The sequence below is a fragment of the Brevundimonas phoenicis genome (genome assembly GCF_047237745.1).
Classification (GTDB): domain Bacteria; phylum Pseudomonadota; class Alphaproteobacteria; order Caulobacterales; family Caulobacteraceae; genus Brevundimonas.
The window spans coordinates 739,260-761,375 of record NZ_JBDFLN010000001.1; the positions used below are offsets into that span (position 1 = coordinate 739,260).

Consider the following 22,116-nt stretch of genomic DNA (forward strand, 5'->3'; position numbering starts at 1 on the left):
CGCTTAAAGCGCCAGACCAGTCGAAATTAGATTCACGCCGGACATTCCTGACCGACAGTGAAGCGAGCCGTATAGCCCGCCTGACCCATATTGGGAAGCGGGTACGTTACATTCAGTTAACTTGGCGGGGGATCGGCGCAGTATTTCAGCGTTCGTTTTGGTGCGGATGTGAATCTTCGCCATTTTTAAGGTCTGGTGGTCCTGTAGTGGCGACATGGACACGGTATAGTTGTCGTGCTGCAACGACTGTCATCGTGGCGCATTTTGTGGCGTTGTCGCCCTCAACCACTAAACGAAGATCGTTCCGCGACCTTGACCGAAGACGCCGATCCTTCCCCGCCGCGCGCGCAGACACGCAAACGCACAGCTTCGATCGCCCTTCTGAAAGGGGCGGGCGTGGCGCTGATGGTTCTGCTGATCCTGGCGGCGACGTTGTATCTGAACCGGCGGGCGGCGGCGCGCGAACTGCTGGTCGGCTGGCTGGACCGCAAGGGCATCGACGCCGACGTCGAGGTCGAACGGCTGGAGCTCAACGGCTTCGTCGGCAAGGTCTCCATCGGCGACCCCAAGAACCCCGACTTCAAGGTCGAGCGGGTCGAGGTCGACTACGCCGTGGGTCTGCCGTGGTCGAAGGCCGGGCTGGGGGTGACGCCCAGCCGCGTCCGTCTGGTCCGCCCGATCGTGCGCGCGGCGTGGAAGAACGGCGAGCTGTCGCTGGGCAGCCTCGATCCCTTGGTCGAGGAGTTCACCGGCAAGCCGCCCAAGCCGGATTCCCGCGCGCCCCTGGTCATCGTCGAAGGCGGCCAGGCGCGGCTCGACACCGAATACGGCCCGCTGCGCCTGCTGGCGGACGCGCGGATCGACGACGGCAAGCTGATGCGGCTGTCGGGACGGATGCCCGCCGCCTCGCTCAAGAGCGGCGAGACCGAGGCGCGCGGCCTGGCCGGCGTCATCGAGGTGACGACCGTGGGCGACCGTACGGCGGTGAAGCTGGACGCCCAGGCCGAGCGCTTCGCCGCCGCAGGCTTTGGCGGGCAAGGAGCGGCGCTCAGCCTCAGCGGCGACCTGCCTTATCCCGACATGAAGGCGCGGCGCGGCGACGGCCGAGTCGGCCTGACAGCGCGGCTGACTGCGGATGAACTGGCCGGCGCCGGGACGACGGCGCGTCAGGCGGCGGCGACGATGGAATTCGCCGGGGCGGTCGAAGGCTGGCTCAACGCCTATAGCCTCAAGGGCGAGGCCAAGACGGCGGCGACGGCGGACCGGCTTCAGGGCGAGGGGATGGAGGTTCGCCAGGCGGCGCTGGACCTCAGCCGCGTGACCCTGTCGACGTCGGGAGGAACGGAAGGTCAGGAGATGAAGTGGCGCGCGGCCTCGCCCATGCGGCTGACGGCGGCGTCGGGCCGGTTCGGCGAGGCCCGCCTGACCCAGGCGGTCGTCGCCTCAAGCGCGATCGAGGCGGGCGGCAAGGGCGGCGCCTTCGAGGTGCGGGGTCCGGCGACCCTGAACGCGCAGCGGCTGGCGACCGGCGATGTGGCCCTCAGCGGCGCGCGCGGCCGCCTGGACTTCGATCTGGTGCGGGACTCCATCACGCGGATCAGCGCGACCGGCGCGCTGGGGGCCGATCGGGTTACGGCGCCGGTGCTGGGGGCGCCGCTGGCCGACGATCTTCCGGAACTGGCCGAGTTGAAACGGGCGCTGGGCGCCTTCGCCCTGGATGCGCCCCAGGTGCGGCTGGTCAGCGACAACGCCGGGGTCGAGCTGACCCTGCTGCGGCCGATCACCGCCCGCCCGGCCAACGGCGGCGAGCTGAGACTGTCGGCGGCGACGGGGCCGATCCTGTCCCTGACGGCGGACGGAGCGACGCGCGGGGCCTTCAGCGTGGCGTCCACGCGCGGCGGCGGCCTGCCCGAGGCGCGCTTTGACGGCGTTGAATGGCGGCTGACGCCGGGCGGCTTCGCGGCGAAGCTGAAGGGGCAGGCGGCCCTGGACTTCGGCCCGGCGCGCGGGATCGCCTTCAGCACCCAGGGCGAACTGGCCTCGGCGGGCGGGAGCCTGACCTATACGGCGAGCGATTGCATTCCGGTGACGCTGGACAAGCTCGACCTGGGCGAGAACTCGGTCGAGGCCGTGTCCGGCCGCGTGTGTCCGACGTCGGCGCCCCTGTTCGCCGCCCGGAACGGCGTTTGGCGCGCTCAGGCGCGGCTGGCCGATGTGGCGGCGACGGCGCCCGTCTTCGAGGTCGGTTTCACAGACGCCGAGGGCGATCTGGTCGTCGACGGCGCGGCCAAGGGGCTGTCGATGCGGGCGGGCGTCAGCAAGGCCCAGGTCGCGGATACGGCCGATCCGGTCCGCTTCCTGCCGCTTCAGGCCAAGGGCGAGGCGCGGCTGGCGGGCGACGTCTGGAGCGCCGGATTTGATCTCAGCCGACTGGACCACGCCATCGGTCGCGTCGAGGTGCGCCACGACGTTCAGGCTGAAGCGGGCGGGGCGGTGATCTCGGCGCCCAGCCTGGCCTTCACCGAGCATGGGCTTCAGCCGGATGATCTCAGCCCGCTCGTGGCCGACTATGTGAAGTCGCCGGTCGAAGGCTCGGCTGGGTTCGAGGGGCGGTTCGACTGGACGGCCGAGGGGGCGACCAGTTCGGGCGTCCTGACCGTGCCGGAGCTGGACTTCACCAGCCCGGCGGGCAAGGTTCAGGGGCTGAAGGGGCGGGTGGAATTCACCAGTCTGACGCCGCTGATCACCGCCCCGGACCAGAAACTGACCGCCGATCGGGTGCAGACGGTGACGCCGCTGACCGATCTTCAGCTGTCCTTCGGTCTGGACGAAAAGGCCCTGACCATCGGCGGCGGCCAGATCCAGGCGGCGGGCGGGCGCATCAGCGTCGAGCCCCTGTCCCTGCCGCTGACGCCGGGCGAGGGCTGGGGCGGGGTGGTCGTGGTCGAGGGCGTGCAGCTGAACGAACTGCTGAAGAGCGCCAATCTTCAGGACAAGGCCGAGTTCGACGCCGTGGTGTCGGGACGGCTGCCCTTCACCTATGATCCCAAGGACGGCTGGCGCATCGTCGGCGGGGTGCTGAACGGGGTGCGGCCCGGCCGTCTGTCGATCCAGCCCCAGGTGTTCGACGACCTGGCCGCCGGCGGCGGGGGCGAGGCGGGCGTGCCGCCCAACGCCATGCAGGATCTGGCCTATCAGGCCATGCAGGATCTGGCGATCAGCGCCTGACCGCCGAGGTCAACAGCCTGGATCAGGGGCGCCTGGGCGTCCGGTTCCGCATCAACGGCCGCCACGATCCGCCCGAGCGCGAGCAGCTTCGCCTGACCTTCATGGAACTGATCCGCCGCGACTTCATGACCAAGAAGCTGAATCTGCCGTCGGATACGCCGATCGACCTGACGCTGGACACGACCTGGAACGCCAACCAGATCATCTCGGATCTGCTGGAATATGCGCGTCGCGGGGAGACGCCCGTGCTGACGACGGATGAAACGCCTTGAGTCACGGCTGCGCTTTGTTCAGAACCCATTCACACGCCGCTGCGTTTAATGGCGGTGACTTCCAACGCCGCCTTCGGAGACCGGCCTCATGATCAGCAAGCGTCAGATCGTCGCCATGCTCGGCCTCGGCGCCGTCAGCCTGGCCGCATGCGCGCCTACGGTGAACATCAAGTTCAGCGAGCCGCTGCAGATCTATGCCAAGCTCGACGCCGACATCCGCATCAAGCTGGACCAGGAACTGCAGAACCTGCTCCGCGAAAACCCCAACCTGTTCTGAATGTGAAAGGGGGCTTTGACATGACTTACCGCAAACTCTTCGTGGCCGTGGCCGCTGTCGCTGCTCTGGGCGTCGCCGCCGGCGCCGCCGTGGCTCAGACCGCCTCGCAGAAGGCCCTGGTCGATCAGGCCAAGGCCGCCGGCGCGGCGGGCGAGCAGGCTGACGGCTACGTCGGCGTGCGCACCTCGGTGAACGCCGACACCCAGGCCGCCATCAGCGCGACCAACGCCGGCCGCCGCCAGGCCTACGCCCGCAGCGCCGCTGACGCCGGCACCTCGGCCGAAGTGGCCGGCGCCCGGATGTTCGAGACCCAGCTGCTGCCGCGCATCAGCTCGGGCCAGTGGTACAAGAACGCCCAGGGCCAGTGGGTCCAGCGCTGAGCTGAGCCATGAAGGCGACCTTCAGGAGCGGGCGACTTGTCCGGCTTCTGCGGTCGCTGGTTCTCGCCGTCGCCATATCGGCCGTCAGCACGCTTGGGCTGGCGGCCTATTGGCGTCTGATCGGCGGGGGCGAGATGAGCCTGCACGGCTGGATCGCCATGGGGCTGGGCGTTCTGGGCACGGTCGGCCTGGCCTGGGGACTGATGGCCCTGGCCTTCCGCTCTGATCGCGACGGCTGGGACGATCAGGTCGACAATAGCTTCGACCCCGGCATCGAGAGCGCCGAGGACCGCAAGGACGACGACCTCTACTATTAAGGCTTCAGGCGGCGGCTTCCGCCTGGCCGGAGAGGGCGGGCAGGAACAGGCCGCGCGCCAGGGCGTCCACCACCGGCACAGCCACGGCGTCGCCCATCAGCTTCAGCGCCGCGCTTTCGCTGGCGGGCAGGCGATAGGCGTTGGCCACCCCCATCAGCCGCGCGGCCTCGCGCCCGGTCAGACGGCGCATAGCGACGCGGCCGCTCTCGACGATGACGACATACTGGCGCGACGAACCGCCCGACGGCGTGCGCAGGCATCCGGCCAGACCGTCGAAGCGCATCTCCAGCCGTTGCAGCTTTTTCCCGTCCTTGGTCCGCACCCGGCGGAAGGCCGCGCCCACGCGCCGCTCACCCGAGGCCCGGATCGTTTCCAGCCGCGCCCGGTGCAGCGGCGACAGCATGGCCAACAGGGTCTGCGTCTGGGCCGCGTCGAAACAGGGGGCGTCAGTCTCCAGCACGGCCGCCAGATCGAGGTTGCGGCACGGCGGAACGGCCAGCCGCCACCAGGCCCAGTTGGCCTTCGCCGCTTCGGGTAGGCGCTCCCAAGCGGCGATCAGGCGTGAGGAATGGAAGGGCTGGACCGGGGCGGGCAGGCGCGGCCCCTCGACGCCCCGCATGGCGACGATGAACAGGCGCGGGCGCGACTGCGGCAGCCACAGCTCTGCGTCGATCTCCAGGGCGCCGACCGTATAGCCGGCCTCGGCCATGGCCCCGCAGACAGCGGCGAAATCCTGGCCATCGCCCGAGGTCAGCAGGCCGACGACGTTTTCCAGCACGATGACGGGCGGGGCGCGGCCTTCGGCGTCCAGCCGCTGCATCAGCTTCCAGAAGCCCCAGAAGGCGCCCGAGCGTTGCGCCTTCAGCCCGCCGCGCGCGCCCGCCAGGCTGACGTCCTGACACGGCGACGACGCCCAGCACAGGTCAGGCGCGCCTGGAACCTGATCCGGCGTCACCGCCCAGACGTCGGCGTGGATAAGCGAGGTCTCGGGATGGTTGGCGCGAAAGGCGCGGGCCTTGGCCGCGTCGATGTCATTGGCCAGGATGGTGCGGAAGCCTGTCAGTCCCAATCCCGCTAGTCCGCCGCCCGCGAAGAACTCGCAGGCCGTGAAGGGGGCGCCTGCGTTTGCTGCGGGGTCATGACGAATCGGCATGAGGGGACATTAACCCAGGTGAGCCGCTTTGGCGCCTGTCTTGACGGGGAGAAGGCAAACCGGGACTTTGGCCCCGAATTTTCAGAAAGGACCGCCATGCGCGTCGCCCTCCTCTCCGCCGCCGCCCTCTCCCTGGCCTTGGCCGCCTGTTCGCAGCCCGCTGAAAAGACGCCCGAGCCCGCCAAGGCCGAGCCGCGCGCCCTGGCGGGCGTCGATCTGGATCAGCCGGTGCGCGTGCTGGGAACCGAGCCCTTCTGGGCGGTGGAGATCAAGCCGGACGGCCTGACCTATTCCGGCGTCGACCGGGCCGAGCAGAAGGCCGCCAACCCCGGCCCGAGCCTGCAGGGCACGGTCGCCAGTTGGACCGCCAAGACCGAGGCCGGGACGGATCTGACCGTCACCCTGACGGCGACGGACTGCTCGGACGGCATGAGCGACCGCACCTATCCCCTGACCGCCAAGGTCGAGATCGGCGACGAGACCCTGACCGGCTGCGCCGCCGCCACGGCCGCCATCGAGAGGGCCGGGGAGAGCGGCCGCGTAGAATAAGGCGAAGCTGGCGCCCGGCTTGCATTGAGCGCTGTTATGCGGCCGGGCTGTCCCCGGTCGGTTCACAGGCCAGGATGGTCCCATGACGCCCGTAGCGACGCCGATCGACATCCGTCCCCTGACTTCGCTCAGGTTCCTCGCGGCCCTGTGGGTCGTGGTCTATCTGATGTGGCCCAACCTGGCGGTCGGCGGCATGCCCGCCCTGGCCGCCAAGGGCTACCTGGGGGTCGAGCTCTTCTTCGTCCTGTCGGGCTTCATCCTCAGCCACGTCTATCTGCAGGCGTTCGGCGAGAAGCGCTTCGGCTACAAGGGCTTCCTGTGGGCGCGCATCGCGCGGGTCTATCCGCTGCACCTGTTCACCCTGTTCGGCGTCATGGCTCTGGGGTTGGCGGCGACGGCGGCGGGCATGGCGATCGACGCCGGCATCCTCAGCTGGAAGACGCTGCTGCCCAACCTGCTGATGGTCCACGCCTGGGGCTTTGCGGGCGAGGCGGGATGGAACCACCCGTCCTGGTCGATCTCGGCCGAGTGGTTCGCCTATCTGACCTTCCCCGTCTTCGCCGCCGCAGCGTGGAAGTTGCGGAACCGACCGTGGCTGGCGACGGGGGCGGCCGCCCTGCTGCTGGTCGCCCTCTACGTCGGGTTTGAGCGCGTCGCCGGCTATCGCCTGACCGAGGCGACGTTCAAGTGGGGGGCGCTGCGGATCGTGCCCTGCTTCGCCTACGGCTGCGCCCTTTACCTGGTCTATCGCCGGGCGCCCTTGCCGCGCGCGGGCCTGCTGGCTCTGGCGGCGGCGGTCGTAACGGCGCTCAGCGCCTCGCTGATGAGCTGGGACGGGATCACCGTTCTGTCCGGCGGCCTGCTGATCCTGGCCCTGGCCAGCATTCCGGCGAACAAGGCGGGCGTGCTGGGCTCCGCGCCCGCAGTCTATCTCGGCGAGATCAGCTATGCGGTCTATATGCTGTGCGCCCCGTGGCAGATCCTGGCGGTCAATGTCGCGGCGCGCCTGACCGGGACGGAAGACAAGCAGCTTCCGCTCGTATTGTGGCTGGCGATCATCGCGGGCTTGATTGTCGCGGCCGCGATTGTTCATCAACTGATCGAGCGCCCAGCCCGTCGTTTCCTGCGCGGATGGGCGGCGAGGCGGCGATCATCTGTGGATCAGCCGGGGAAACAGTCGGAAACAGTTCTTCAACATTCTGACCCTATCGTCTAAGGCTTGTCCGCGTTCAGTCGGGAGCACGCCAGATGATGAAACGGCTCACAGCCGCCGCCCTTGCGGCAAGCCTAGGCTTTTTCGCCTTCACCACGACCCCGGCCCAGGCCGGCGATCCCTACTGGCAGTGCGTGACCTTCGCGCGCATGTTCTCGGGCATTCAGATCTTCGGCGACGCCTGGACCTGGTGGCGTCAGGCCGTCAGCAAGTTCCGCACCGGCGACGCGCCTGAGACCGGCTCGGTGCTGGTGTTCCAGCCCCACGGCCGCATGAGCGCCGGCCACGTCGCCGTCGTTTCCGACGTCCTGACCGACCGCGTGATCCGCGTCACCCACGCCAACTGGGGCGGCAGCCGCGGCAAGGTCGAGGAAAACGTCACCGTCGTCGACGTCTCGTCCTCGGGCGACTGGAGCCGGGTGAAGGTCTGGTACAATCCGATCAACGATCTGGGCACGACCGTCTATCCGACCTACGGCTTCATCTATAACGGCGCCCGCGACGCCTTCGCCAACGGCCGCCAGATGGCCGCCAACGCCGTCGCCGAAGACCGCGCCGCCAACTAGGCTTCCCGCGTCGAAAAAGGGTCTGGCCCCGCCCGGCTGATCGGGCGATAGCTGGCGTATGACCGAAGCAAACGACATTCGCGGACACGCTATCGAGACGGCCAAGCATGAGCCGCAGGGCGTGACCTACGCCGGCTATCTGGCGCTCGACGACATCCTGTCCGCCCAGAAACCGCGCTCCGACCAGCATGACGAGATGCTGTTCGTCATCATCCACCAGACCAAGGAACTGTGGCTCAAGCAGATCCTGCACGAGGTGGCGCTGGCGCAGACGCTGGTGCGCGCGGGCGATCTGGTGCCCGCCTACAAGAGCCTGGCTCGCGTCAGCCGCATCCAGTCGGTGATGACCCAGAGCTGGGACATCCTGGCCACCATGACGCCCGCCGACTATCTGAAGTTCCGCGGCGACCTGGGCGCCAGTTCGGGCTTCCAGAGCGACCAGTTCCGTCGTCTGGAGACCATGCTGGGCCTGAAAGACCCGCGCTTCCTGCGCTTCCACGCCGAACGCCCGGACGCCCATGCGGCGCTGCAGGCGGCCCTGGAATCGCCCAGCCTCTACGACGACGCCCTGCGCCAGCTGGCCAAGGCGGGCCTGCCGGTGCCAGAGGCCGTACTCAACCGCGACGTCAGCCAGTCCTATGAGGCGAACGAGGGTGTCGAGGCCGCCTGGCTGGAGGTCTATCGCGACACCGAACGCTGGTGGCCCCTGTACCAACTGGCCGAAAAGCTGGTCGATCTGGACGACGCCCTGCTGACGTGGCGGCACAAGCATGTGGTCACGGTCGAGCGCATTATCGGCCGTCGTCAGGGCACGGGCGGCACCGACGGCGTCGGCTATCTGGTCGAGACGCTGAAGCGCCGCTGCTTCCCCGAGCTGTGGTCTCTGCGCACCAAGCTGTGACGCTGGAAACCTTCGCCGCTGGCAGGGGTTTCTCTCTTGAGCAGCAACGGAGGTTTCCGATGGCAGGCAACAGCCACGACATCAAGACCCTCAACGGTTTGGTCGAGGGGCTGATCGACAGCGCCGACGGCTATCATGAAGCGGCGGTCGAAACCGCCGACGCCGCCTATCGCACCTGGTTCGAGGCGCGAGCGGCCGAGCGCCGCCGGCTGGCCGAGGAGTTCAAGGCGGCCGTGCGTGAACGCGGCGGATCGCCCGAGGAGGACGGCTCGATCCTGGCCAAGGCGCAGCGCGCCTTTATGGACGTGAAGCACGCTTTGCTGCGCAACGACGCTTCGGTGATCGACACGGTCGAGGGCGGCGAGGACCAGTTGAAGGCGCGTTTCGAGCGGGCGTTGGCCGACAGCGAGCTGTCGGCCACGACCAAGGAGACCGTCCGCCGCGCCTATGGCGAAGTCCGCGCCGGCCACGACCAGCTCAGCGCCTTGAAGCACAGCCTCGATGTTCGAGGGGGCGCTGCGGGAAGCTAGCGTGTCTCTCCCTCCTCTTGAAGGGGAGGGAAAGGGCGCTCAAGCAGCGAGCCGCCGCGCGGCGAGCGATAGCGCACTTAAAGATCGCCCAACAAAAAAGCCCCGGCGTTTCCGCCGGGGCTCTTGATCTTCAGCGCGGAGCCGAAGCCTGAAATCAGGCCTCGTCGCCGGCCTTTTCGGCCGTGCCGGTGGCCGGGACAGCGACCTTGCGGGCCGTCTGGCGCTCGGCGATACGGGCCGACTTACCGCGACGGTCGCGCAGGTAATACAGCTTGGCGCGACGAACGACGCCGCGGCGCTTCACTTCGATGGACTCGACGTTCGGCGACAGGATCGGGAAGCGACGCTCCACGCCTTCACCGAACGAAATCTTGCGGACCGTGAAGGTCTCGTTGACGCCGCCGCCGTCACGGGCGATGCAGACGCCTTCGAACGCCTGGATGCGTTCGCGCTCGCCTTCCTTGATGCGCACGTTGACGCGCAGGGTGTCGCCGGGCTGGAAGTCGGGGATGGTCTTGCCTTCGAGCAGGCGGGCTTTTTCTTCGGCAGCGAGCTGCTGGACGATGTTCATAGTGTCTCTCCGGAGCTTATTTGCTCTTTAGCTGTAAGTTGGCGAGATGCCGCTCCCAGAGATCCGGGCGCCGCTCCCGCGTGGTCTTTTCCCTTTGCTCCTGACGCCATTTGGCGATCTTCTTGTGATCGCCTGACAACAGGACTTCCGGGATGTCGTGGCCCTCGAACGTCCGCGGCCTAGTGTACTGCGGATGCTCAAGCAGGTCGTCCTCGAAGCTCTCGGTGGACAGGCTTTCCGCCGCACCCAGAACCCCCGGAACCAACCGGACGCACGCCTCGATCGCCACCATGGCCGCCGCCTCGCCGCCGGCGAGCACCGCGTCCCCGACGGAGACCTCCTCGAACCCCCGGGCGTCGAGCACCCGCTGATCCACCCCCTCGAAACGGCCGCACAGGACGACGATTCCGTCGGCCTTGGCCCATTCCGTCACTCGCGCCTGCGTCAGGGGCCGACCGCGTGCGCTCATGTACAAAAGCGGCCGGGATGGACCTTCCAGGCTGTCGAGAGCCCTGGCCACCACGTCCGCTTTAAGCACCTGACCGGGACCGCCGCCCGCAGGGGTGTCGTCCAGGAAGCCGCGCTTATCTTCGGAAAACGCGCGAATGTCCAGCGTCTGCAAGTCCCACAACCCCTTCTCGCGCCAGGCGGTGCCGATCAGCGACACCCCCAGCGGTCCGGGAAAGGCCTCGGGGAACATGGTCAGGACGGTGGCGGTAAAGGGCATGGGCAGCCTCCTAGCCCTTCTCCCCTCGGGGGAGAAGGTGTCATGCGTCAGCATGACGGATGAGGGGGCGGGCGGATGAAGGCGAGAGGTCAGCCGCGCGTGCGCTGAAGCCTCCCCCTCATCCGAGCGCCTCCGGCGCCCACCTTCTCCCCCGGAGGGGAGAAGGAAGACTTAGTTGGGCGCGCCGCCGCCCTTGGCGATCCAGGCGTCGACCAGGTCGCCCAGAACGTCCAGCGGCACGGCGCCCGAACCCAGGACCACGGTGTGGAAGTCCTTGATGTCGAAGCGGTCGCCCAGCGCCGTCTCGGCCTTGGCGCGCAGCTCCTCGATCTTCAGCTCGCCGATCTTGTAGCTGGTCGCCTGGCCGGGGTTGGTGATGTAGCGCTCGACCTCCTTCTGGATGTCGCGCTCGGACAGCAGGGAGTTGTGGCGGAAGTAGTCCATCGCCTGCTCGCGGCTCCAGCGCTTGGCGTGCAGGCCGGTGTCGGTCACCAGACGCACCGCGCGCCACAGCTCGGTCGAGAGGCGGCCGAAGTCGGAATAGGGATCCTGATAGAAGCCCATCTCCTTGCCCAGGCGTTCGGAATACAGGCCCCAGCCTTCGGAATAGGCGCCGTAGCCGCCGAAGCGGCGGAAGCTGGGCAGGTGCTCCATCTCCTGCGCATAGGCGATCTGGAAGTGGTGGCCCGGCGCGCCCTCGTGATAGCTGATGCCCTCGATCTGGGGCTTCAGCACCTGGGTCATGTCCGACAGGTTGACGTAGTAGATCCCGGGGCGCGAGCCGTCGGGCGCGGGCGAGTTGTAGAAGGCGATCGAGGCGGTCGCTTCGCGGAAGGGTTCGACCGCACGGACCTCCAGCGGGGCCTTGGGCAGGTTGGAGAACCACTGCGGCGCCACGGCCATGACCTGGGCCACGAAGGCGCGGGCGTCGGTCAGATAGGCTTCCTTGCCCTCCGGCGTGTTCGGATACTGGAACTGCGGGTCCGTCTTCAGGAAGGCGAAGAAGTCCTGCAGCGAGCCGGTGAAGCCGACCTGGGTCTTGATCGTCTCCATGTCGCGCTGGATGCGGGCGACCTCGTCCAGGCCGATCTGGTGGATCTGGTCGGCGGTCAGGTCGGTGGTGGTCGAGATCTGCAGGCGCGCGTTGTAATAGGCCTCGCCCTGCGGCAGGCGCCACACGCCCGCGTCGCTGTCGGCCTGGGTCTGCACCTGGCCGAGCGCCGCCAGAACCGTGTCGAAGCCGCGCTTGTAGGGGCCGGTCAGGGCCGTGCGGGCCGAGGCCAGCAAGCGGTCCTTGGTCGCCTGATCGGCGTCCAGGGCGGCGATCTTCTTCTGGAAGTCGGCCCAGACCGGGTTGTCGGCGCCGCCGTCGAACGGGGCGCCGGCGATCACCGCGCGGGTGTTGTCGATCGAGGGCTCGAACACGAAGCGCGGCGAGACCACGCCCTTGCCGGCGCGCGCCGTCAGGGTGTCGGCCACCTGGCCCATGTAGCGCTCGGCGGCGTTCAGGCGGGCGACATAGGCCTCGGCGTCCGAAACGCTGCCGATGCGGTGGTTGTTGATGAGAAAGACCGGCAGGCTGGTGGTCGGGTTGCCGTTGGCGGCGAACTGGAAGCCCCAGTCGCGCCACTGGTTCGACAGGCGGGCCTGCTGCACCCCGTGTTCGAACAGGCGCCAGGACAGGCGGCTCTGCTCGCTCAGCTTGGTCGGATCGAACTGGGCCTTCATCTGGGCCAGCTGAGCTTCCTGCAGGGCCAGCGAGCGTTCGGCGGCGGCGTCGGAGACGTCGTCCAGCTTGTCATAGTCGGTCTTGCGGCCCAGCGAGGTCATGCGCTGGGGGCTCAGCGCCACGCGCGCCTCGAAGGCCTGTTCGAAGAAGGCGTTGAGCCGGGCGTCCTCGCTCTGGGCCTGAACGGTTGCTGCGGCCGGCGCGGCCCCCTCGGCCATGACAGCGGGCGCGGCGGCGCAGAGCGCCAGCACGGCGGCGGATGAAATCAGAAGACGACGCATGAGAAAGACCCCCTCGGTACAATAAGGGCGGCACTCTTCCCCGAAGCGCCGCCGCAGGCAAGCTGCGGCGGCCAGGGGTCTGTTGCGATCAGCCGCCGCGCAGGTCGGTGATCGTACGGCCCGGCGCGATCTGTTCGGCGTCGGTGATCAGGTGCACCAGCGCCGGGCGCCCGCCTGCCGCCGCCTCGCGCGCGGCCGCCAGGGCCGCCGGGAAGTCGCCGGCCGTCTCGCAGCGCACGGCGAAGGCGCCGAAGGCTTCGGCGAACTTCACGAAGTCGGGGTTCTTCAACTCGGTGGCGATGACGCGGGTCGGGTATTCCCGCTCCTGGTGCATGCGGATGGTGCCGAAGGTTCCATTGTCCACGACCACGACAATGACGCCCAGCCCGTACTGGGCGGCGGTGGCCATCTCATTGGCGCTCATCATGAAGTCGCCGTCGCCGGCGATGCAGACCACTTCGCGCGACGGATGGACCGCCTTGGCCCCCAGCGCCGCCGGATAGCCGTAGCCCATGGCGCCCGAGGTCGGGGCCAGCTGGGTGCGGCGGGCCTGATGGCGGTGGAAGCGGTGCAGCCAGGCGGCGAAGTTCCCCGCGCCGTTGGTCAGGATGGCGTTCTCGGGCAGGGCCTGCGCCAGATGGGCGATGACCTCGCTCATATTGACCGCGCTCTTGACCTCGATGGGCGAGGAGAAGGCGAGGAAGTCGGCATGGGCCGTTGCGCCCTGTTCGGTCCAGACGCGCCCCGGATCGATGGCTGACAGCGCCAGGGCCGCCAGCGAATTGTCCGCCGCCGCCGACAGGGCGGGCGCCCAGACGCGGCCCAGCTCTTCCGGCCCCGGATGGACGTGGATCAGGGTTTCGGCCGTCTTCGTCCGGTCCAGCAGGGTGTAGCCCTGGGTCGGATTCTCGCCCATGCGCGCGCCGATCACCAGCAGCAGGTCGGCGTCCTTGACCCGCGCCACCAGCTTGGGATTGGGGCCCAGGCCGAGGTCGCCGGCATAGCCGGGGTGGTCGTTGCGGATCAGATCCTTGCGGCGGAAGGACAGGGCGACCGGCAGGCCCAGGCGCTCGGCCCAGCCGGAGATCGCGTCGGTCGCCTCATCGCTCCAGCCGGAGCCGCCCAGGATCAGCATGGGGCGTTCGGCGCGCGACAGGCGCTCGCGCACCTGTTCGACGAAGGCCGGGTCCAGCGCCGCCTTGGCCGGGATGACGGGACGGATCGGCGAGGGGCCGCCGTCCTCGTGCAGAATGTTCTCGGGCAGGGCGACGACTACCGGGCCCATGCGGCCCTGCTGGGCCGTGGCGAAGGCGCGCTCGACGACTTCCACCGTGCGCTCCGGGCTCTCGATCTCGGTCGCCCATTTGGCCAGACCGCCGAAGACCTCGCGATAGTCGACTTCCTGGAAGGCGCCGCGGCCGCGGTCGGTCAGGGCGATCTGGCCGACGAACAGGATCATCGGCGTCGAATCCTGATGCGCCGTATGCACGCCGATCGAGGCGTGGGTCGCGCCCGGTCCTCGCGTGACCATGCAGACGCCGGGGCGTCCGGTCAGCTTGCCGTAAGCCTCGGCCATGTTGGCGGCGCCAGCCTCGTGGCGGCAGACGATGACCTCGATCTTGTCCTGGACGTCGGCCAGGGCGTCGAGCACGGCGAGATAGCTCTCGCCGGGCACGCAGAAGACCTTGTCGACCCCGTTCATCACCAGGGTTTCGACCAAACGGCGGGCGGCGGTTCCGGAAGCTTGCGTCATGCTTTCGCCGTTAGCAGATTGAAGGATGAATTGGCCATGCAACCTTATGGTCAAGCTTCACGTTGAAGCGTCAAATCGATCCACGGGGATTTCATCATGCGCAAGCTCATCGTTCTCGGCGTCATCGCCGCCGCCCTGACCACCGCCGCCTGCAACACCGTCGCCGGCGTGGGCCGTGACGTCTCGGCGGTCGGCCAGGCCGTCACCTCGGGCTCGGAGCGCGCCAAGAGCTGAAACTGACGGCGACGCGGTGGCGTTGCCTTGTTTTGCGTTTTCGCCACAAATCCACAGACGAAGTCCGTCATTCTGACGGCGCAATCGGAGGAATGAGATGGGACTTCTGGACAATATCCTGGGCGGCCTCGGCGATGACGCCGCCAGCGGCCTGGCCGACCTGCTCAAGGGGCAGGGCGGCGTGGCGGGCCTGGCCGAAAAGTTCGGCCAGAACGGCCTGGGCGACGTGGCGGCCTCGTGGATCGGCAAGGGCGGCAACGCCGCGATCTCGCCGGAACAGATCGCCGCCGTCATCGGCTCGGGCCCGATCGCCGACTTCGCCCAGAAGCTGGGCATTTCCCCGGAACAGGCCAGCGAGACCCTGGCGGGCCTGCTGCCGGAAGCCGTCGATCGCCTGACGCCGGGCGGCAACGCCGATGGCGCTGACGACATGTTGGGCGGCCTGCTGGACAATCTGCCGGGCGGCCTGGGCGGCGCGCTGGGCGGTCTGTTCAAGCGTTAAGGCTTGGCGCTAGGCCTCGGCCTCATAGGTGACGCCGGTCAGATAAAGCCCGTCTGACGGCGCCACCGGGCCGCACCGCGCGCGGTCCTTGGCTTCGAGCGCATCGGCCAGGTCGGCGGGGCTCCAGCGGCCCAGGCCGACCTCGGCGATGCTGCCCGCCATCGAGCGCACCTGCCGATGCAGGAAGCTGCGCGCCTCGAACACCAGATGCACCTCTTCGCCGACTCTGGCGACGCGGGCCACGTCCAGCGTCTTGACCGGACTGGCCGCCTGACAAGCGGCGTCGCGGAAGGTGGTGAAGTCGTGCAGGCCGATCAGGGCCTGCGCCGCCGCGTGCATGGCCTCGGCGTCGAGCGGCTTCTTGACGTGCCAGACCCGGCCTCGGTCCAGCGCCGGGCGGCCGGGCCGGTTGAGGATGCGATACAGGTATTTGCGGCCGTTGGCGGTGAAGCGGGCGTGCCAGTCGTCGCTGACCGGCGTGCAGTCCAGCACCGCCACCGCCTCATTCATCAGATGGGCGTTCAGGGCGTTCATCACCGTCTGCGCGGGCCAGTCGCGCTCCAGATCGACATGGCAGGTCTGGCCCGTGGCGTGGACTCCTGTGTCCGTGCGCCCGGCGGCGGCGATCCGCACGCTCTGGCCGCTGAAGGCGGTGATCGCCGCCTCGATGGCGCCCTGCACGGTTGGCTGGCCGGGCTGAGCCTGAAAGCCGTTGTAGGCCGAACCGTCATATTCGACAGAGAAACGATACCGGGGCATCAGCCCAGCACGGTTCCAGCGGGGATGGGATAGCCACGCAGCATCTCTTGCGCCGACTGCGCCGCCTTGCCGGGGCGCTGGACGCGGGCCAGGCGCACAGCGCCGGTTCCGCAAGCCACAGTCAGAGCCTCGTCCAGGACTTGGCCGGGCGTTCCTTGTCCTTCGGCCAGAACCGACATCAGGGCCTTGATGCGGACGGGTTCGCCGTCGACCTCGACCTCGAACCAGGCGCCGGGGAAGGGCGACAGGCCGCGGATGTGGGCGTCCACCTCTGCGGCGGGGCGGGTCCAATCGATGCGGGCTTCGGCCGAAGTGATCTTCCTGGCGTAGGTCGGCTCGCCGGCTTGCTCCGTCTCGGTGAAGCCGCCGCGCTCGATGGCGGCCAGGGCGCGGGGCCACAGGGCGGCGCCGACATGGGCCATGCGGTCGCCTAGGGAGGCGGCGGTGTCGTCGGCGTGGATGTCCATCAGTTCGGACAGGATGATGGCGCCTTCGTCCAGGCCCTCGCTCATCCGCATGATCTGGGCGCCGGTCTGGCGGTCCCCGGCCATGATAGCGCGCTGGATCGGGGCGGCCCCGCGCCAGCGCGGCAGCAGAGACCCGTGCAGGTTGAAGCAGCCCAGACGCGGCGCCTCCAGCACTTCGGGCTTAAGGATCTGGCCGTAGGCGACGACGCAGGCGGCGTCGAGGTCCAGGCTCTTGAAGACGTCGATAGCCTCCTGCGCCTTCATGCTCTCGGGCGTGAAGACCGGCAGGCCCATGGCCTCGGCGAAGGCGTGAACCGGCGACGGCGTCAGCTTCTGACCCCGGCCCTTGGGGCGCGGCGGTTGCGAATAGACGGCGACGATCTCGTGCCCCGAGGCGATCAGCTCGGCCAGGGACGGCACGGCGAAGTCGGGGGTTCCCATGAAGGCTAGGCGCATGGGCAGGCCTTTAGACCGTGAGGTCGATTACATCCAGCGGGTATAGACGCCGCCGCCCTCGTCCCACTCGCCGCCCGCGTCCAGAGCGTCGTCGAAATCGAGCAGGCGGTCGATGACCACGCCCGCCACCACGCCGACGGCTGCGACGGCCAGCAGGGTCGCGATGCTGGCGACGCCGACCTTTTCGTTGCGGGTCAGGCGGCGACGGCCGCGCTGGTCGATGATGCGGGTCTTGCGAGCCATCAGGCGGCCATCCTCGCGTGTTTCTTGACCTTGGAGACCGCCCGGTCGCGACGCAGGCGCGACAGGTGGTCGATGAACAGGACGCCGTTCAGGTGATCCAGTTCGTGCTGGAAGCAGACGGCGTACAGGCCCTCGATCTCTTCCTCGATCGTCTCGCCCTGATAGTTCATGTAGCGCACGCGCACGCGCGCCGGACGCTCGACCGCGTCGTAATAGGTCGGGATCGACAGGCAGCCTTCCTCATAGGAGAACATCTCCTCAGACGACCACAGGATTTCCGGGTTGACGAAGAAGCGCGGGTTGCGGCGCTCCAGCGCCTCTTCCTCGGTCTGCGGCTCGTCAGCGGCGCCCTCGACCGGTTTGTCGCCCAGGTCCATGACGACCACGCGGGTCAGCTCGCCGACCTGCGGCGCGGCCAGGCCGATGCCCGGCGCGTCGTACATCGTCTCCAGCATGTCATCCATGAGGGCGCGCACGGCGTCGGTGACGCCGCCCTCGACGGGCGCTGCGACGGTCTTCAGGATCGCCAGATCGGCGGCGTTATCGATAGTCAGGATACGACGAATGGCCATGCGGGGGAGGTAGGGCCGCCGCCCCCGAACGTCAAGAATTTCCGACCGTGGCGCTCGGACTTCTCGGCCGGCTTCAGGCGGACGGCACTTCGCGCGGCTTGCGGTCCTGGTCGATGGCCACATAGGTGAAGACGCCCTCGGTCACGCGGACCGACTGGGCCTCGGCCTGGCCGCGAGCACGCTTCCACGCCTCGACATGGACGCGGATCGACGTGCGGCCCGTGCGGATGATCTTGGCGTAGATCGACACCTCGTCGCCGACCGACACCGGCTGGTGGAAGACCATGCCGTCCAGGGCCACGGTGGCGCAGCGGCCGCCCGCGCGCTCGAACGCCGGGGTCGCCCCGGCCAGGTCCATCTGCGCCAGCAGCCAGCCGCCGAAGATGTCGCCCTCGGGGTTGGTGTCGGCGGGCATGGCGATGACGCGGCCGACGGGCTGGCCTTCAGGCAGGGTGGCGATGGGCTTGTCGTCGGACACGGCGATTTCTCGATCAGGCGAAGAGGAGGGTGGATTTCATGCGCCCTTGGCCGTCAGGTCGCAAGTTTGTTGCGGCTTCTTTCAGGGGCGCGCGGCGAAACGCAGGATGGCGGGCAGGCTGGCGAACGGAGCCGACCCGTGGTCCTCGTCGGCCAGTATGGTCAGGGCCGCGCCGGTGGTCGCCGCCAGATCGCGCAGGTTGGAGACCATGCGTCGCGCCAAATGCGGGCCGGGCAGGCCGGGGGCCTCTTCTTCGGCGCCGACGGCCAGGAACAGGTCGCTGCGGCGCTGTGGCGGCTGGGTTTCGATGACGGCGGGGTTCCACCAGATCGACGGGCTGACGGCGACGAAGCGGGCGAAGGGGGCCGAGCGGGCGCGCGCCTCCAATACGAACTGGCCGGACATCGAGTGGCCCATCAGGGCGGCGCGCGCCGGATCGGCTCCATGCCGGATCGCCAGCGGCAGGACGCCTGCGACCAGTCGGCGCAGCAGGTCGGGCCCGCGCGCCTCCATGGTTCGCCCGCCCTTGTCGGCGCCGGAAACGAAGGCGAAGGCGCCCAGACGTTCGGCGTCGGGCGCCAAGGCGACGCCCAGCACCATCATCGGCCCTACGCGCGTCTTTTGCGGGCGGCGGGCCAGGCGATGCGCGGCCTCGGCGGCGGCGGTGAAATAGGCCTCGCCCTCCAGCACGATCAGCAGGGGCCAACCCTGAGCGGGCGGCTCGCCCTCGGGCGCGCTCAGCCACAGGGTCAGGCCGGGCGCCTCGCCATCGGCGGACAGACTCAGGGCGCGGCACCCGCCGGACAGGGGCGGCGCGGAGGGCGAAAAGACGCAAGAGGCGGAATCCATGGCTTCACCCTAGCCCATCTCGGCCCCGAGATGTATTGCGACGCAGTCGCTGAATGGAGTGTGCTGTTGGCGAGTCTTGAACGTTCCGCGCCCGAAGCGACATCCGGCGTGACGCCCGATGCAATTCAGGCCTATGGACGCGACGTGCGGCTGCGATTTCTCGCCATCGGCGGGCTGGCGGTTCTGGCCGTATGCAGCCTGCTGCTGGACGTGGTGACGGGGCCGTCGTCGATCTCGCCCCTGGCCGTGATTCAGGGCGTGTTCGACCCGGCCAGCCTGTCCACGGCCCAGCAGGCCATCGTCTGGCAGGTGCGCCTGCCTTACGCCCTGATGGCGATGATGGTCGGCGCGGCCCTGGCCCTGGCGGGCGCTGAGATGCAGACGGTGCTGAACAATCCCTTGGCCAGCCCCTTCACCCTTGGGGTGTCGTCTGCCGCCTCGTTCGGCGCGTCGCTGGCCATCGTGCTGGGCGTGGGGGCCGGCTTCATCGGCGCCGACTGGCTGGTGCCGCTGAACGCCTTCGTTTTCGCCTTCGGCTCGGTGCTGGCGCTTCAGGCCCTGGCGCGGATGAAGGGGTCGGGGGTCGAGAACATCGTCTTGTTCGGCATCGCCCTGGTCTTCGCCTTCAACGCCCTGACGGCCCTAGTGCAGTTCCTGTCGTCGGCCGAGGCGCTGCAGCAGCTGGTGTTCTGGACCATGGGGTCGCTGTCGCGCGCCACCTGGGGCAATGTCGCGGCTCTGGGCGTAGTCCTGGCGGCGGTCGCGCCCTTCTCCCTGCTGTCCTCGCGCGGCCTGACGGCGCTGCGCCTCGGCGAGGACCGGGCCATGAGCTTCGGCGTCGACGTGAAGCGCCTGCGCTTCCTGTCCCTGCTGCGGGTCAGCCTGCTGTCGGCGACGGCCGTGGCCTTCGTCGGCGCCATCGGCTTCATCGGTCTGGTCGGACCGCACATCGCCCGCCTGCTGGTGGGCGAGGATCACCGCTTCTTCCTGCCGGCCAGCATCCTGTCCGGGGCCGTCATCATGTCGCTGGCCTCGGCGGCGTCGAAGATCATCGTGCCGGGCGTGTTGATGCCGGTCGGCATCGTCACCGCCGTGATCGGGGTGCCGGTCTTCCTGGTGCTGATCTTCCGCAACGGGGGACGCGCATGACTGGGCTGGATATCCAGAACCTCAGCGCCGATTACGGCGGTCGCCCCATCGTCAAGGGCCTCAGCCTGCCGCCGCTCAGCCCCGGCGAGGTAGTGTCCGTGGTCGGCCCGAACGGCGCGGGCAAGAGCACCTTCCTGCGGGCCCTGGCGGGTCTGATCCCGGCCAAGGGCGCGATCCGGCTGGACGAGACCGAACTGACCGGACTGTCGCTGGCCGATCGGGCCAAGCGCGTCACCTACATGCCCCAGACCCTGCCGCAGGGCGTGGCCCTGACGGTGCTGGAGACCGTGGTGGCCTCGATCCGCGCCACGCCTCTGGGCGGCGCCAGCTTCACCGACAGGCAGGCCGTCGAGCGCGCCTATGAGGTGCTGCAGCGCATCGGCGCCGAGGCTCTGGCCGGGCAGCGTCTGGACCGGCTGTCGGGCGGTCAGAAGCAGTTGGCGGGCCTGGCCCAGGCCCTGGCGCGCGAGCCGCGCCTGCTGCTGCTGGACGAACCGACCAGCGCGCTGGACCTGCACTATCAGTTGCGGGTGCTGGACCTGGCGCGCGAGGCGGCGGCCGAGCGGGGCATGACGGTGATGATCGTGCTGCATGACCTGCAGGCGGCGGCGCGTGTATCGGATCGGATCGCCGTCATGGCCAAGGGGCGGCTGGTCGCCTTCGGAGCGCCCGACGAAGCCGTCACGCCCGAAATTCTGGCCGAGGTCTACCGCGTCTCGGCCCGCGTCCAGCGCTGCGATCGCGGCGTGCTGCAGGTCATGATCGACGACGTGCTGACGGACTGAGCGCCTCGGCCGCCAATCTCTTCAAGCCAAGAAAAAGGCCCGGCTGCATCTGCGGCCGGGCCTTTCCTTGTGCGGTCCTGATCGGGATCAGGGACGGATCAGCGTCACCACGTCGCCGGTCGGGTCGACCGGGACCGGCGTGCCGGCCGGGGCTCCGCGCGGCAGGCCGCGAGCCTTATTCGAGACGTAGACGGCGTTGGTCGCGCGATCGATGGCGATGGTCTGGGGGAAGGTGCCCGTCTCCAGGTTCGCCTTCACCGCATAGGTGTCCGAATCCAGCACCGTCACCGTGCCCGCCTGACGGTTGGCGACGTAGATCTGCTTGACCGCGCCGTTGTAGGCGACGCTCAGGGCGCCCGCGCCGGTGGCGACCTTGTGGATCAGGGCGCCGGTGTCGGCGTTCAGCACCGTCAGCTCGCCCGACTTCTGGTTGGCGACGAACAGACGGCGGCCTTCGGAATCGACGGCGACGTTGATGGTCGAGTCGCCGTGCGACGGCCATTTGCCGACCGTCTCGCCGGTGGCCAGGTCGATGGCGGCGACTTCATTGCTGCTCATGCCCGTGACGTAGAGGCGGTTCGTCGAGGGATCGAGCGCCGCACCGGTCAGGCCGCCGACCGTGGCGGTGATGGTGCGTTCGACCGTGTTGGTCGCGCCGTCGATGACCCAGATCAGGTTCGGCTTGGAGGCGTCGCCCGCCTCGCCGCCGACCACGCTGACATAGACCTTGTTGTTCGCCTCATCGACGACGACCTGGCGGACGTGGGCGCCTTCTTCGTCGCCGTTGCGGATGGTCGCGATCACGGCGCCCGTGCGGGCGTTGATGGCCGTGATGACGCCCGCGCGCGTGTCGGTGCCGTACAGCACCTGGGTGCGGGTGTTCAGGTTCAGGCCGAACAGCGGATTGGCCGAGACGTCGACCGAGGATTCCGGCTCCAGCGTCTGGCCTTGCAGGCGCACGATCTGGGCCTGGTTGGCGCCGCGCGGGCCGACGGCGGCGACATAGAGGTCGTTGTCGGCCGGGTTGAAGACGATCTCGTACAGGCCGCCGGGGGCGACCTTGACGGTCTTCTCGATCGTCTGGGCCGAGGCGGTCGACGCCATCGCCAGGGCGGCGAAGGCGGCGGCGGTCAGAATGCCGTTGCGAAGGGTGATCATGACGGTTCTCCGGAAAT

The 22,116-nt window shown here is 68.8% G+C and carries 26 protein-coding genes; 14 read left to right on the top strand and 12 right to left on the bottom strand.

Annotated features, from left to right (window positions below; genetic code table 11):
- Nucleotides 1-405 precede the first annotated feature (405 nt).
- From ABC419_RS03630 to ABC419_RS03650, 5 genes are all read left to right on the top strand, one after another.
- Entirely contained in the window at nt 406-3,228 is a 2,823-nt protein-coding gene (locus ABC419_RS03630) for an intermembrane phospholipid transport protein YdbH family protein (RefSeq protein WP_412877973.1), read from the top strand.
- A gap of 101 nt (nt 3,229-3,329) precedes the next feature.
- Nucleotides 3,330-3,500 (top strand): hypothetical protein, encoded by a 171-nt coding sequence (locus ABC419_RS03635; RefSeq protein ID WP_412876331.1) that lies wholly within the window; start codon nt 3,330-3,332, stop codon nt 3,498-3,500.
- 88 nt (nt 3,501-3,588) lie between these two features.
- A complete protein-coding gene (locus ABC419_RS03640; protein ID WP_040346241.1) occupies nt 3,589-3,777 on the top strand; it encodes a YnbE family lipoprotein in 189 nt (62 codons plus the stop codon).
- 20 nt (nt 3,778-3,797) lie between these two features.
- Entirely contained in the window at nt 3,798-4,157 is a 360-nt protein-coding gene (locus tag ABC419_RS03645; RefSeq protein ID WP_125900424.1) for a YdbL family probable chaperone protein, read from the top strand.
- Nucleotides 4,158-4,165: 8 nt separating this feature from the next.
- Nucleotides 4,166-4,474, top strand: a complete 309-nt coding sequence (locus tag ABC419_RS03650) for a hypothetical protein (protein ID WP_125900425.1) — start codon at nt 4,166-4,168, stop codon at nt 4,472-4,474.
- A gap of 4 nt (nt 4,475-4,478) precedes the next feature.
- On the opposite strand, the gene ABC419_RS03655 is transcribed toward ABC419_RS03650, so the two are convergent.
- Entirely contained in the window at nt 4,479-5,627 is a 1,149-nt protein-coding gene (locus ABC419_RS03655) for a DNA cytosine methyltransferase (protein WP_412876330.1), read from the bottom strand.
- 96 nt (nt 5,628-5,723) lie between these two features.
- Between ABC419_RS03655 and ABC419_RS03660 the strand changes: the two genes are divergently transcribed.
- From ABC419_RS03660 to ABC419_RS03680, 5 genes are all read left to right on the top strand, one after another.
- On the top strand, nt 5,724-6,176 hold the full coding sequence (locus ABC419_RS03660; protein ID WP_412876329.1) for a COG3650 family protein: 453 nt from the start codon (nt 5,724-5,726) through the stop codon (nt 6,174-6,176).
- A gap of 82 nt (nt 6,177-6,258) precedes the next feature.
- A complete protein-coding gene (locus ABC419_RS03665) occupies nt 6,259-7,392 on the top strand; it encodes an acyltransferase family protein (protein WP_412876328.1) in 1,134 nt (377 codons plus the stop codon).
- 32 nt (nt 7,393-7,424) lie between these two features.
- Nucleotides 7,425-7,955 (top strand): CHAP domain-containing protein, encoded by a 531-nt coding sequence (locus ABC419_RS03670; protein ID WP_200166413.1) that lies wholly within the window; start codon nt 7,425-7,427, stop codon nt 7,953-7,955.
- Nucleotides 7,956-8,013: 58 nt separating this feature from the next.
- Nucleotides 8,014-8,856 (top strand): tryptophan 2,3-dioxygenase, encoded by an 843-nt coding sequence (locus ABC419_RS03675; protein WP_234287603.1) that lies wholly within the window; start codon nt 8,014-8,016, stop codon nt 8,854-8,856.
- A gap of 59 nt (nt 8,857-8,915) precedes the next feature.
- Nucleotides 8,916-9,386, top strand: a complete 471-nt coding sequence (locus ABC419_RS03680; protein ID WP_412876327.1) for a PA2169 family four-helix-bundle protein — start codon at nt 8,916-8,918, stop codon at nt 9,384-9,386.
- Nucleotides 9,387-9,540: 154 nt separating this feature from the next.
- Here the strand turns inward: ABC419_RS03680 and rplS are convergent, their stop codons facing one another.
- The 4 genes from rplS to ABC419_RS03700 form a co-directional block, all read right to left on the bottom strand.
- Nucleotides 9,541-9,957: a 50S ribosomal protein L19 gene (gene rplS / locus ABC419_RS03685; protein WP_125900431.1), complete on the bottom strand. Its 417-nt coding sequence runs from the start codon at nt 9,955-9,957 to the stop codon at nt 9,541-9,543.
- Nucleotides 9,958-9,973: 16 nt separating this feature from the next.
- Nucleotides 9,974-10,684 (bottom strand): tRNA (guanosine(37)-N1)-methyltransferase TrmD, encoded by a 711-nt coding sequence (trmD, locus tag ABC419_RS03690; protein WP_303705396.1) that lies wholly within the window; start codon nt 10,682-10,684, stop codon nt 9,974-9,976.
- Nucleotides 10,685-10,855: 171 nt separating this feature from the next.
- Entirely contained in the window at nt 10,856-12,694 is a 1,839-nt protein-coding gene (locus tag ABC419_RS03695; protein WP_412876326.1) for a DUF885 domain-containing protein, read from the bottom strand.
- Nucleotides 12,695-12,782: 88 nt separating this feature from the next.
- Nucleotides 12,783-14,447: a thiamine pyrophosphate-binding protein gene (locus ABC419_RS03700; RefSeq protein ID WP_412876325.1), complete on the bottom strand. Its 1,665-nt coding sequence runs from the start codon at nt 14,445-14,447 to the stop codon at nt 12,783-12,785.
- A gap of 96 nt (nt 14,448-14,543) precedes the next feature.
- Here ABC419_RS03700 and ABC419_RS03705 point away from each other — a divergent pair, with 96 nt between their 5' ends.
- Nucleotides 14,544-14,681 (top strand): entericidin A/B family lipoprotein, encoded by a 138-nt coding sequence (locus ABC419_RS03705; protein ID WP_087140513.1) that lies wholly within the window; start codon nt 14,544-14,546, stop codon nt 14,679-14,681.
- Nucleotides 14,682-14,778: 97 nt separating this feature from the next.
- Nucleotides 14,779-15,183, top strand: coding sequence for a YidB family protein (locus ABC419_RS03710; RefSeq protein ID WP_412876324.1), 405 nt, complete (start codon nt 14,779-14,781; stop codon nt 15,181-15,183).
- Between the two features lie 9 nt (nt 15,184-15,192).
- Here the strand turns inward: ABC419_RS03710 and truA are convergent, their stop codons facing one another.
- From truA to ABC419_RS03740, 6 genes are all read right to left on the bottom strand, one after another.
- Complete coding sequence (gene truA, locus ABC419_RS03715; protein ID WP_412876323.1) at nt 15,193-15,942, bottom strand: tRNA pseudouridine(38-40) synthase TruA; 750 nt, start codon at nt 15,940-15,942, stop codon at nt 15,193-15,195.
- On the bottom strand, nt 15,942-16,865 hold the full coding sequence (gene fmt, locus ABC419_RS03720; protein WP_412876322.1) for a methionyl-tRNA formyltransferase: 924 nt from the start codon (nt 16,863-16,865) through the stop codon (nt 15,942-15,944). The genes truA and fmt overlap by 1 nt, the downstream gene beginning before the upstream one ends.
- 27 nt (nt 16,866-16,892) lie before the next feature.
- Nucleotides 16,893-17,108 carry a hypothetical protein gene (locus ABC419_RS03725; RefSeq protein WP_125900438.1) on the bottom strand — a complete coding sequence of 72 codons (216 nt, stop codon included), beginning with the start codon at nt 17,106-17,108 and terminating at the stop codon, nt 16,893-16,895.
- Nucleotides 17,108-17,680: a peptide deformylase gene (gene def, locus ABC419_RS03730; protein WP_292058087.1), complete on the bottom strand. Its 573-nt coding sequence runs from the start codon at nt 17,678-17,680 to the stop codon at nt 17,108-17,110. Before def ends, ABC419_RS03725 begins: the two co-directional genes overlap by 1 nt.
- Nucleotides 17,681-17,753: 73 nt before the next feature.
- Nucleotides 17,754-18,158, bottom strand: a complete 405-nt coding sequence (locus tag ABC419_RS03735) for an acyl-CoA thioesterase (RefSeq protein WP_200166429.1) — start codon at nt 18,156-18,158, stop codon at nt 17,754-17,756.
- A gap of 81 nt (nt 18,159-18,239) precedes the next feature.
- On the bottom strand, nt 18,240-19,007 hold the full coding sequence (locus ABC419_RS03740) for an alpha/beta hydrolase (protein ID WP_412876321.1): 768 nt from the start codon (nt 19,005-19,007) through the stop codon (nt 18,240-18,242).
- Between the two features lie 60 nt (nt 19,008-19,067).
- Between ABC419_RS03740 and ABC419_RS03745 the strand changes: the two genes are divergently transcribed.
- Both ABC419_RS03745 and ABC419_RS03750 read left to right on the top strand, forming a co-directional pair.
- Nucleotides 19,068-20,156, top strand: a complete 1,089-nt coding sequence (locus ABC419_RS03745; RefSeq protein ID WP_412876320.1) for a FecCD family ABC transporter permease — start codon at nt 19,068-19,070, stop codon at nt 20,154-20,156.
- Nucleotides 20,153-20,941, top strand: a complete 789-nt coding sequence (locus ABC419_RS03750; RefSeq protein WP_412876319.1) for an ABC transporter ATP-binding protein — start codon at nt 20,153-20,155, stop codon at nt 20,939-20,941. The genes ABC419_RS03745 and ABC419_RS03750 overlap by 4 nt, the downstream gene beginning before the upstream one ends.
- An 87-nt stretch (nt 20,942-21,028) precedes the next feature.
- On the opposite strand, the gene ABC419_RS03755 is transcribed toward ABC419_RS03750, so the two are convergent.
- Nucleotides 21,029-22,099: a YncE family protein gene (locus ABC419_RS03755; RefSeq protein WP_412876318.1), complete on the bottom strand. Its 1,071-nt coding sequence runs from the start codon at nt 22,097-22,099 to the stop codon at nt 21,029-21,031.
- Nucleotides 22,100-22,116 lie beyond the last annotated feature (17 nt).

Bases quoted from the DNA above. Each gene is read 5' to 3' on its own strand.
- ABC419_RS03630 (WP_412877973.1), top strand. From the start codon at position 406: ATGGTTCTGCTGATCCTGGCGGCGACGTTGTATCTGAACCGGCGGGCG.
- ABC419_RS03635 (WP_412876331.1), top strand. From the start codon at position 3,330: ATGGAACTGATCCGCCGCGACTTCATGACCAAGAAGCTGAATCTGCCG.
- ABC419_RS03640 (WP_040346241.1), top strand. From the start codon at position 3,589: ATGATCAGCAAGCGTCAGATCGTCGCCATGCTCGGCCTCGGCGCCGTC.
- ABC419_RS03645 (WP_125900424.1), top strand. From the start codon at position 3,798: ATGACTTACCGCAAACTCTTCGTGGCCGTGGCCGCTGTCGCTGCTCTG.
- ABC419_RS03650 (WP_125900425.1), top strand. From the start codon at position 4,166: ATGAAGGCGACCTTCAGGAGCGGGCGACTTGTCCGGCTTCTGCGGTCG.
- ABC419_RS03655 (WP_412876330.1), bottom strand. From the start codon at position 5,627: ATGCCGATTCGTCATGACCCCGCAGCAAACGCAGGCGCCCCCTTCACG.
- ABC419_RS03660 (WP_412876329.1), top strand. From the start codon at position 5,724: ATGCGCGTCGCCCTCCTCTCCGCCGCCGCCCTCTCCCTGGCCTTGGCC.
- ABC419_RS03665 (WP_412876328.1), top strand. From the start codon at position 6,259: ATGACGCCCGTAGCGACGCCGATCGACATCCGTCCCCTGACTTCGCTC.
- ABC419_RS03670 (WP_200166413.1), top strand. From the start codon at position 7,425: ATGATGAAACGGCTCACAGCCGCCGCCCTTGCGGCAAGCCTAGGCTTT.
- ABC419_RS03675 (WP_234287603.1), top strand. From the start codon at position 8,014: ATGACCGAAGCAAACGACATTCGCGGACACGCTATCGAGACGGCCAAG.
- ABC419_RS03680 (WP_412876327.1), top strand. From the start codon at position 8,916: ATGGCAGGCAACAGCCACGACATCAAGACCCTCAACGGTTTGGTCGAG.
- rplS (WP_125900431.1), bottom strand. From the start codon at position 9,957: ATGAACATCGTCCAGCAGCTCGCTGCCGAAGAAAAAGCCCGCCTGCTC.
- trmD (WP_303705396.1), bottom strand. From the start codon at position 10,684: ATGCCCTTTACCGCCACCGTCCTGACCATGTTCCCCGAGGCCTTTCCC.
- ABC419_RS03695 (WP_412876326.1), bottom strand. From the start codon at position 12,694: ATGCGTCGTCTTCTGATTTCATCCGCCGCCGTGCTGGCGCTCTGCGCC.
- ABC419_RS03700 (WP_412876325.1), bottom strand. From the start codon at position 14,447: ATGACGCAAGCTTCCGGAACCGCCGCCCGCCGTTTGGTCGAAACCCTG.
- ABC419_RS03705 (WP_087140513.1), top strand. From the start codon at position 14,544: ATGCGCAAGCTCATCGTTCTCGGCGTCATCGCCGCCGCCCTGACCACC.
- ABC419_RS03710 (WP_412876324.1), top strand. From the start codon at position 14,779: ATGGGACTTCTGGACAATATCCTGGGCGGCCTCGGCGATGACGCCGCC.
- truA (WP_412876323.1), bottom strand. From the start codon at position 15,942: ATGCCCCGGTATCGTTTCTCTGTCGAATATGACGGTTCGGCCTACAAC.
- fmt (WP_412876322.1), bottom strand. From the start codon at position 16,865: ATGCGCCTAGCCTTCATGGGAACCCCCGACTTCGCCGTGCCGTCCCTG.
- ABC419_RS03725 (WP_125900438.1), bottom strand. From the start codon at position 17,108: ATGGCTCGCAAGACCCGCATCATCGACCAGCGCGGCCGTCGCCGCCTG.
- def (WP_292058087.1), bottom strand. From the start codon at position 17,680: ATGGCCATTCGTCGTATCCTGACTATCGATAACGCCGCCGATCTGGCG.
- ABC419_RS03740 (WP_412876321.1), bottom strand. From the start codon at position 19,007: ATGGATTCCGCCTCTTGCGTCTTTTCGCCCTCCGCGCCGCCCCTGTCC.
- ABC419_RS03750 (WP_412876319.1), top strand. From the start codon at position 20,153: ATGACTGGGCTGGATATCCAGAACCTCAGCGCCGATTACGGCGGTCGC.
- ABC419_RS03755 (WP_412876318.1), bottom strand. From the start codon at position 22,099: ATGATCACCCTTCGCAACGGCATTCTGACCGCCGCCGCCTTCGCCGCC.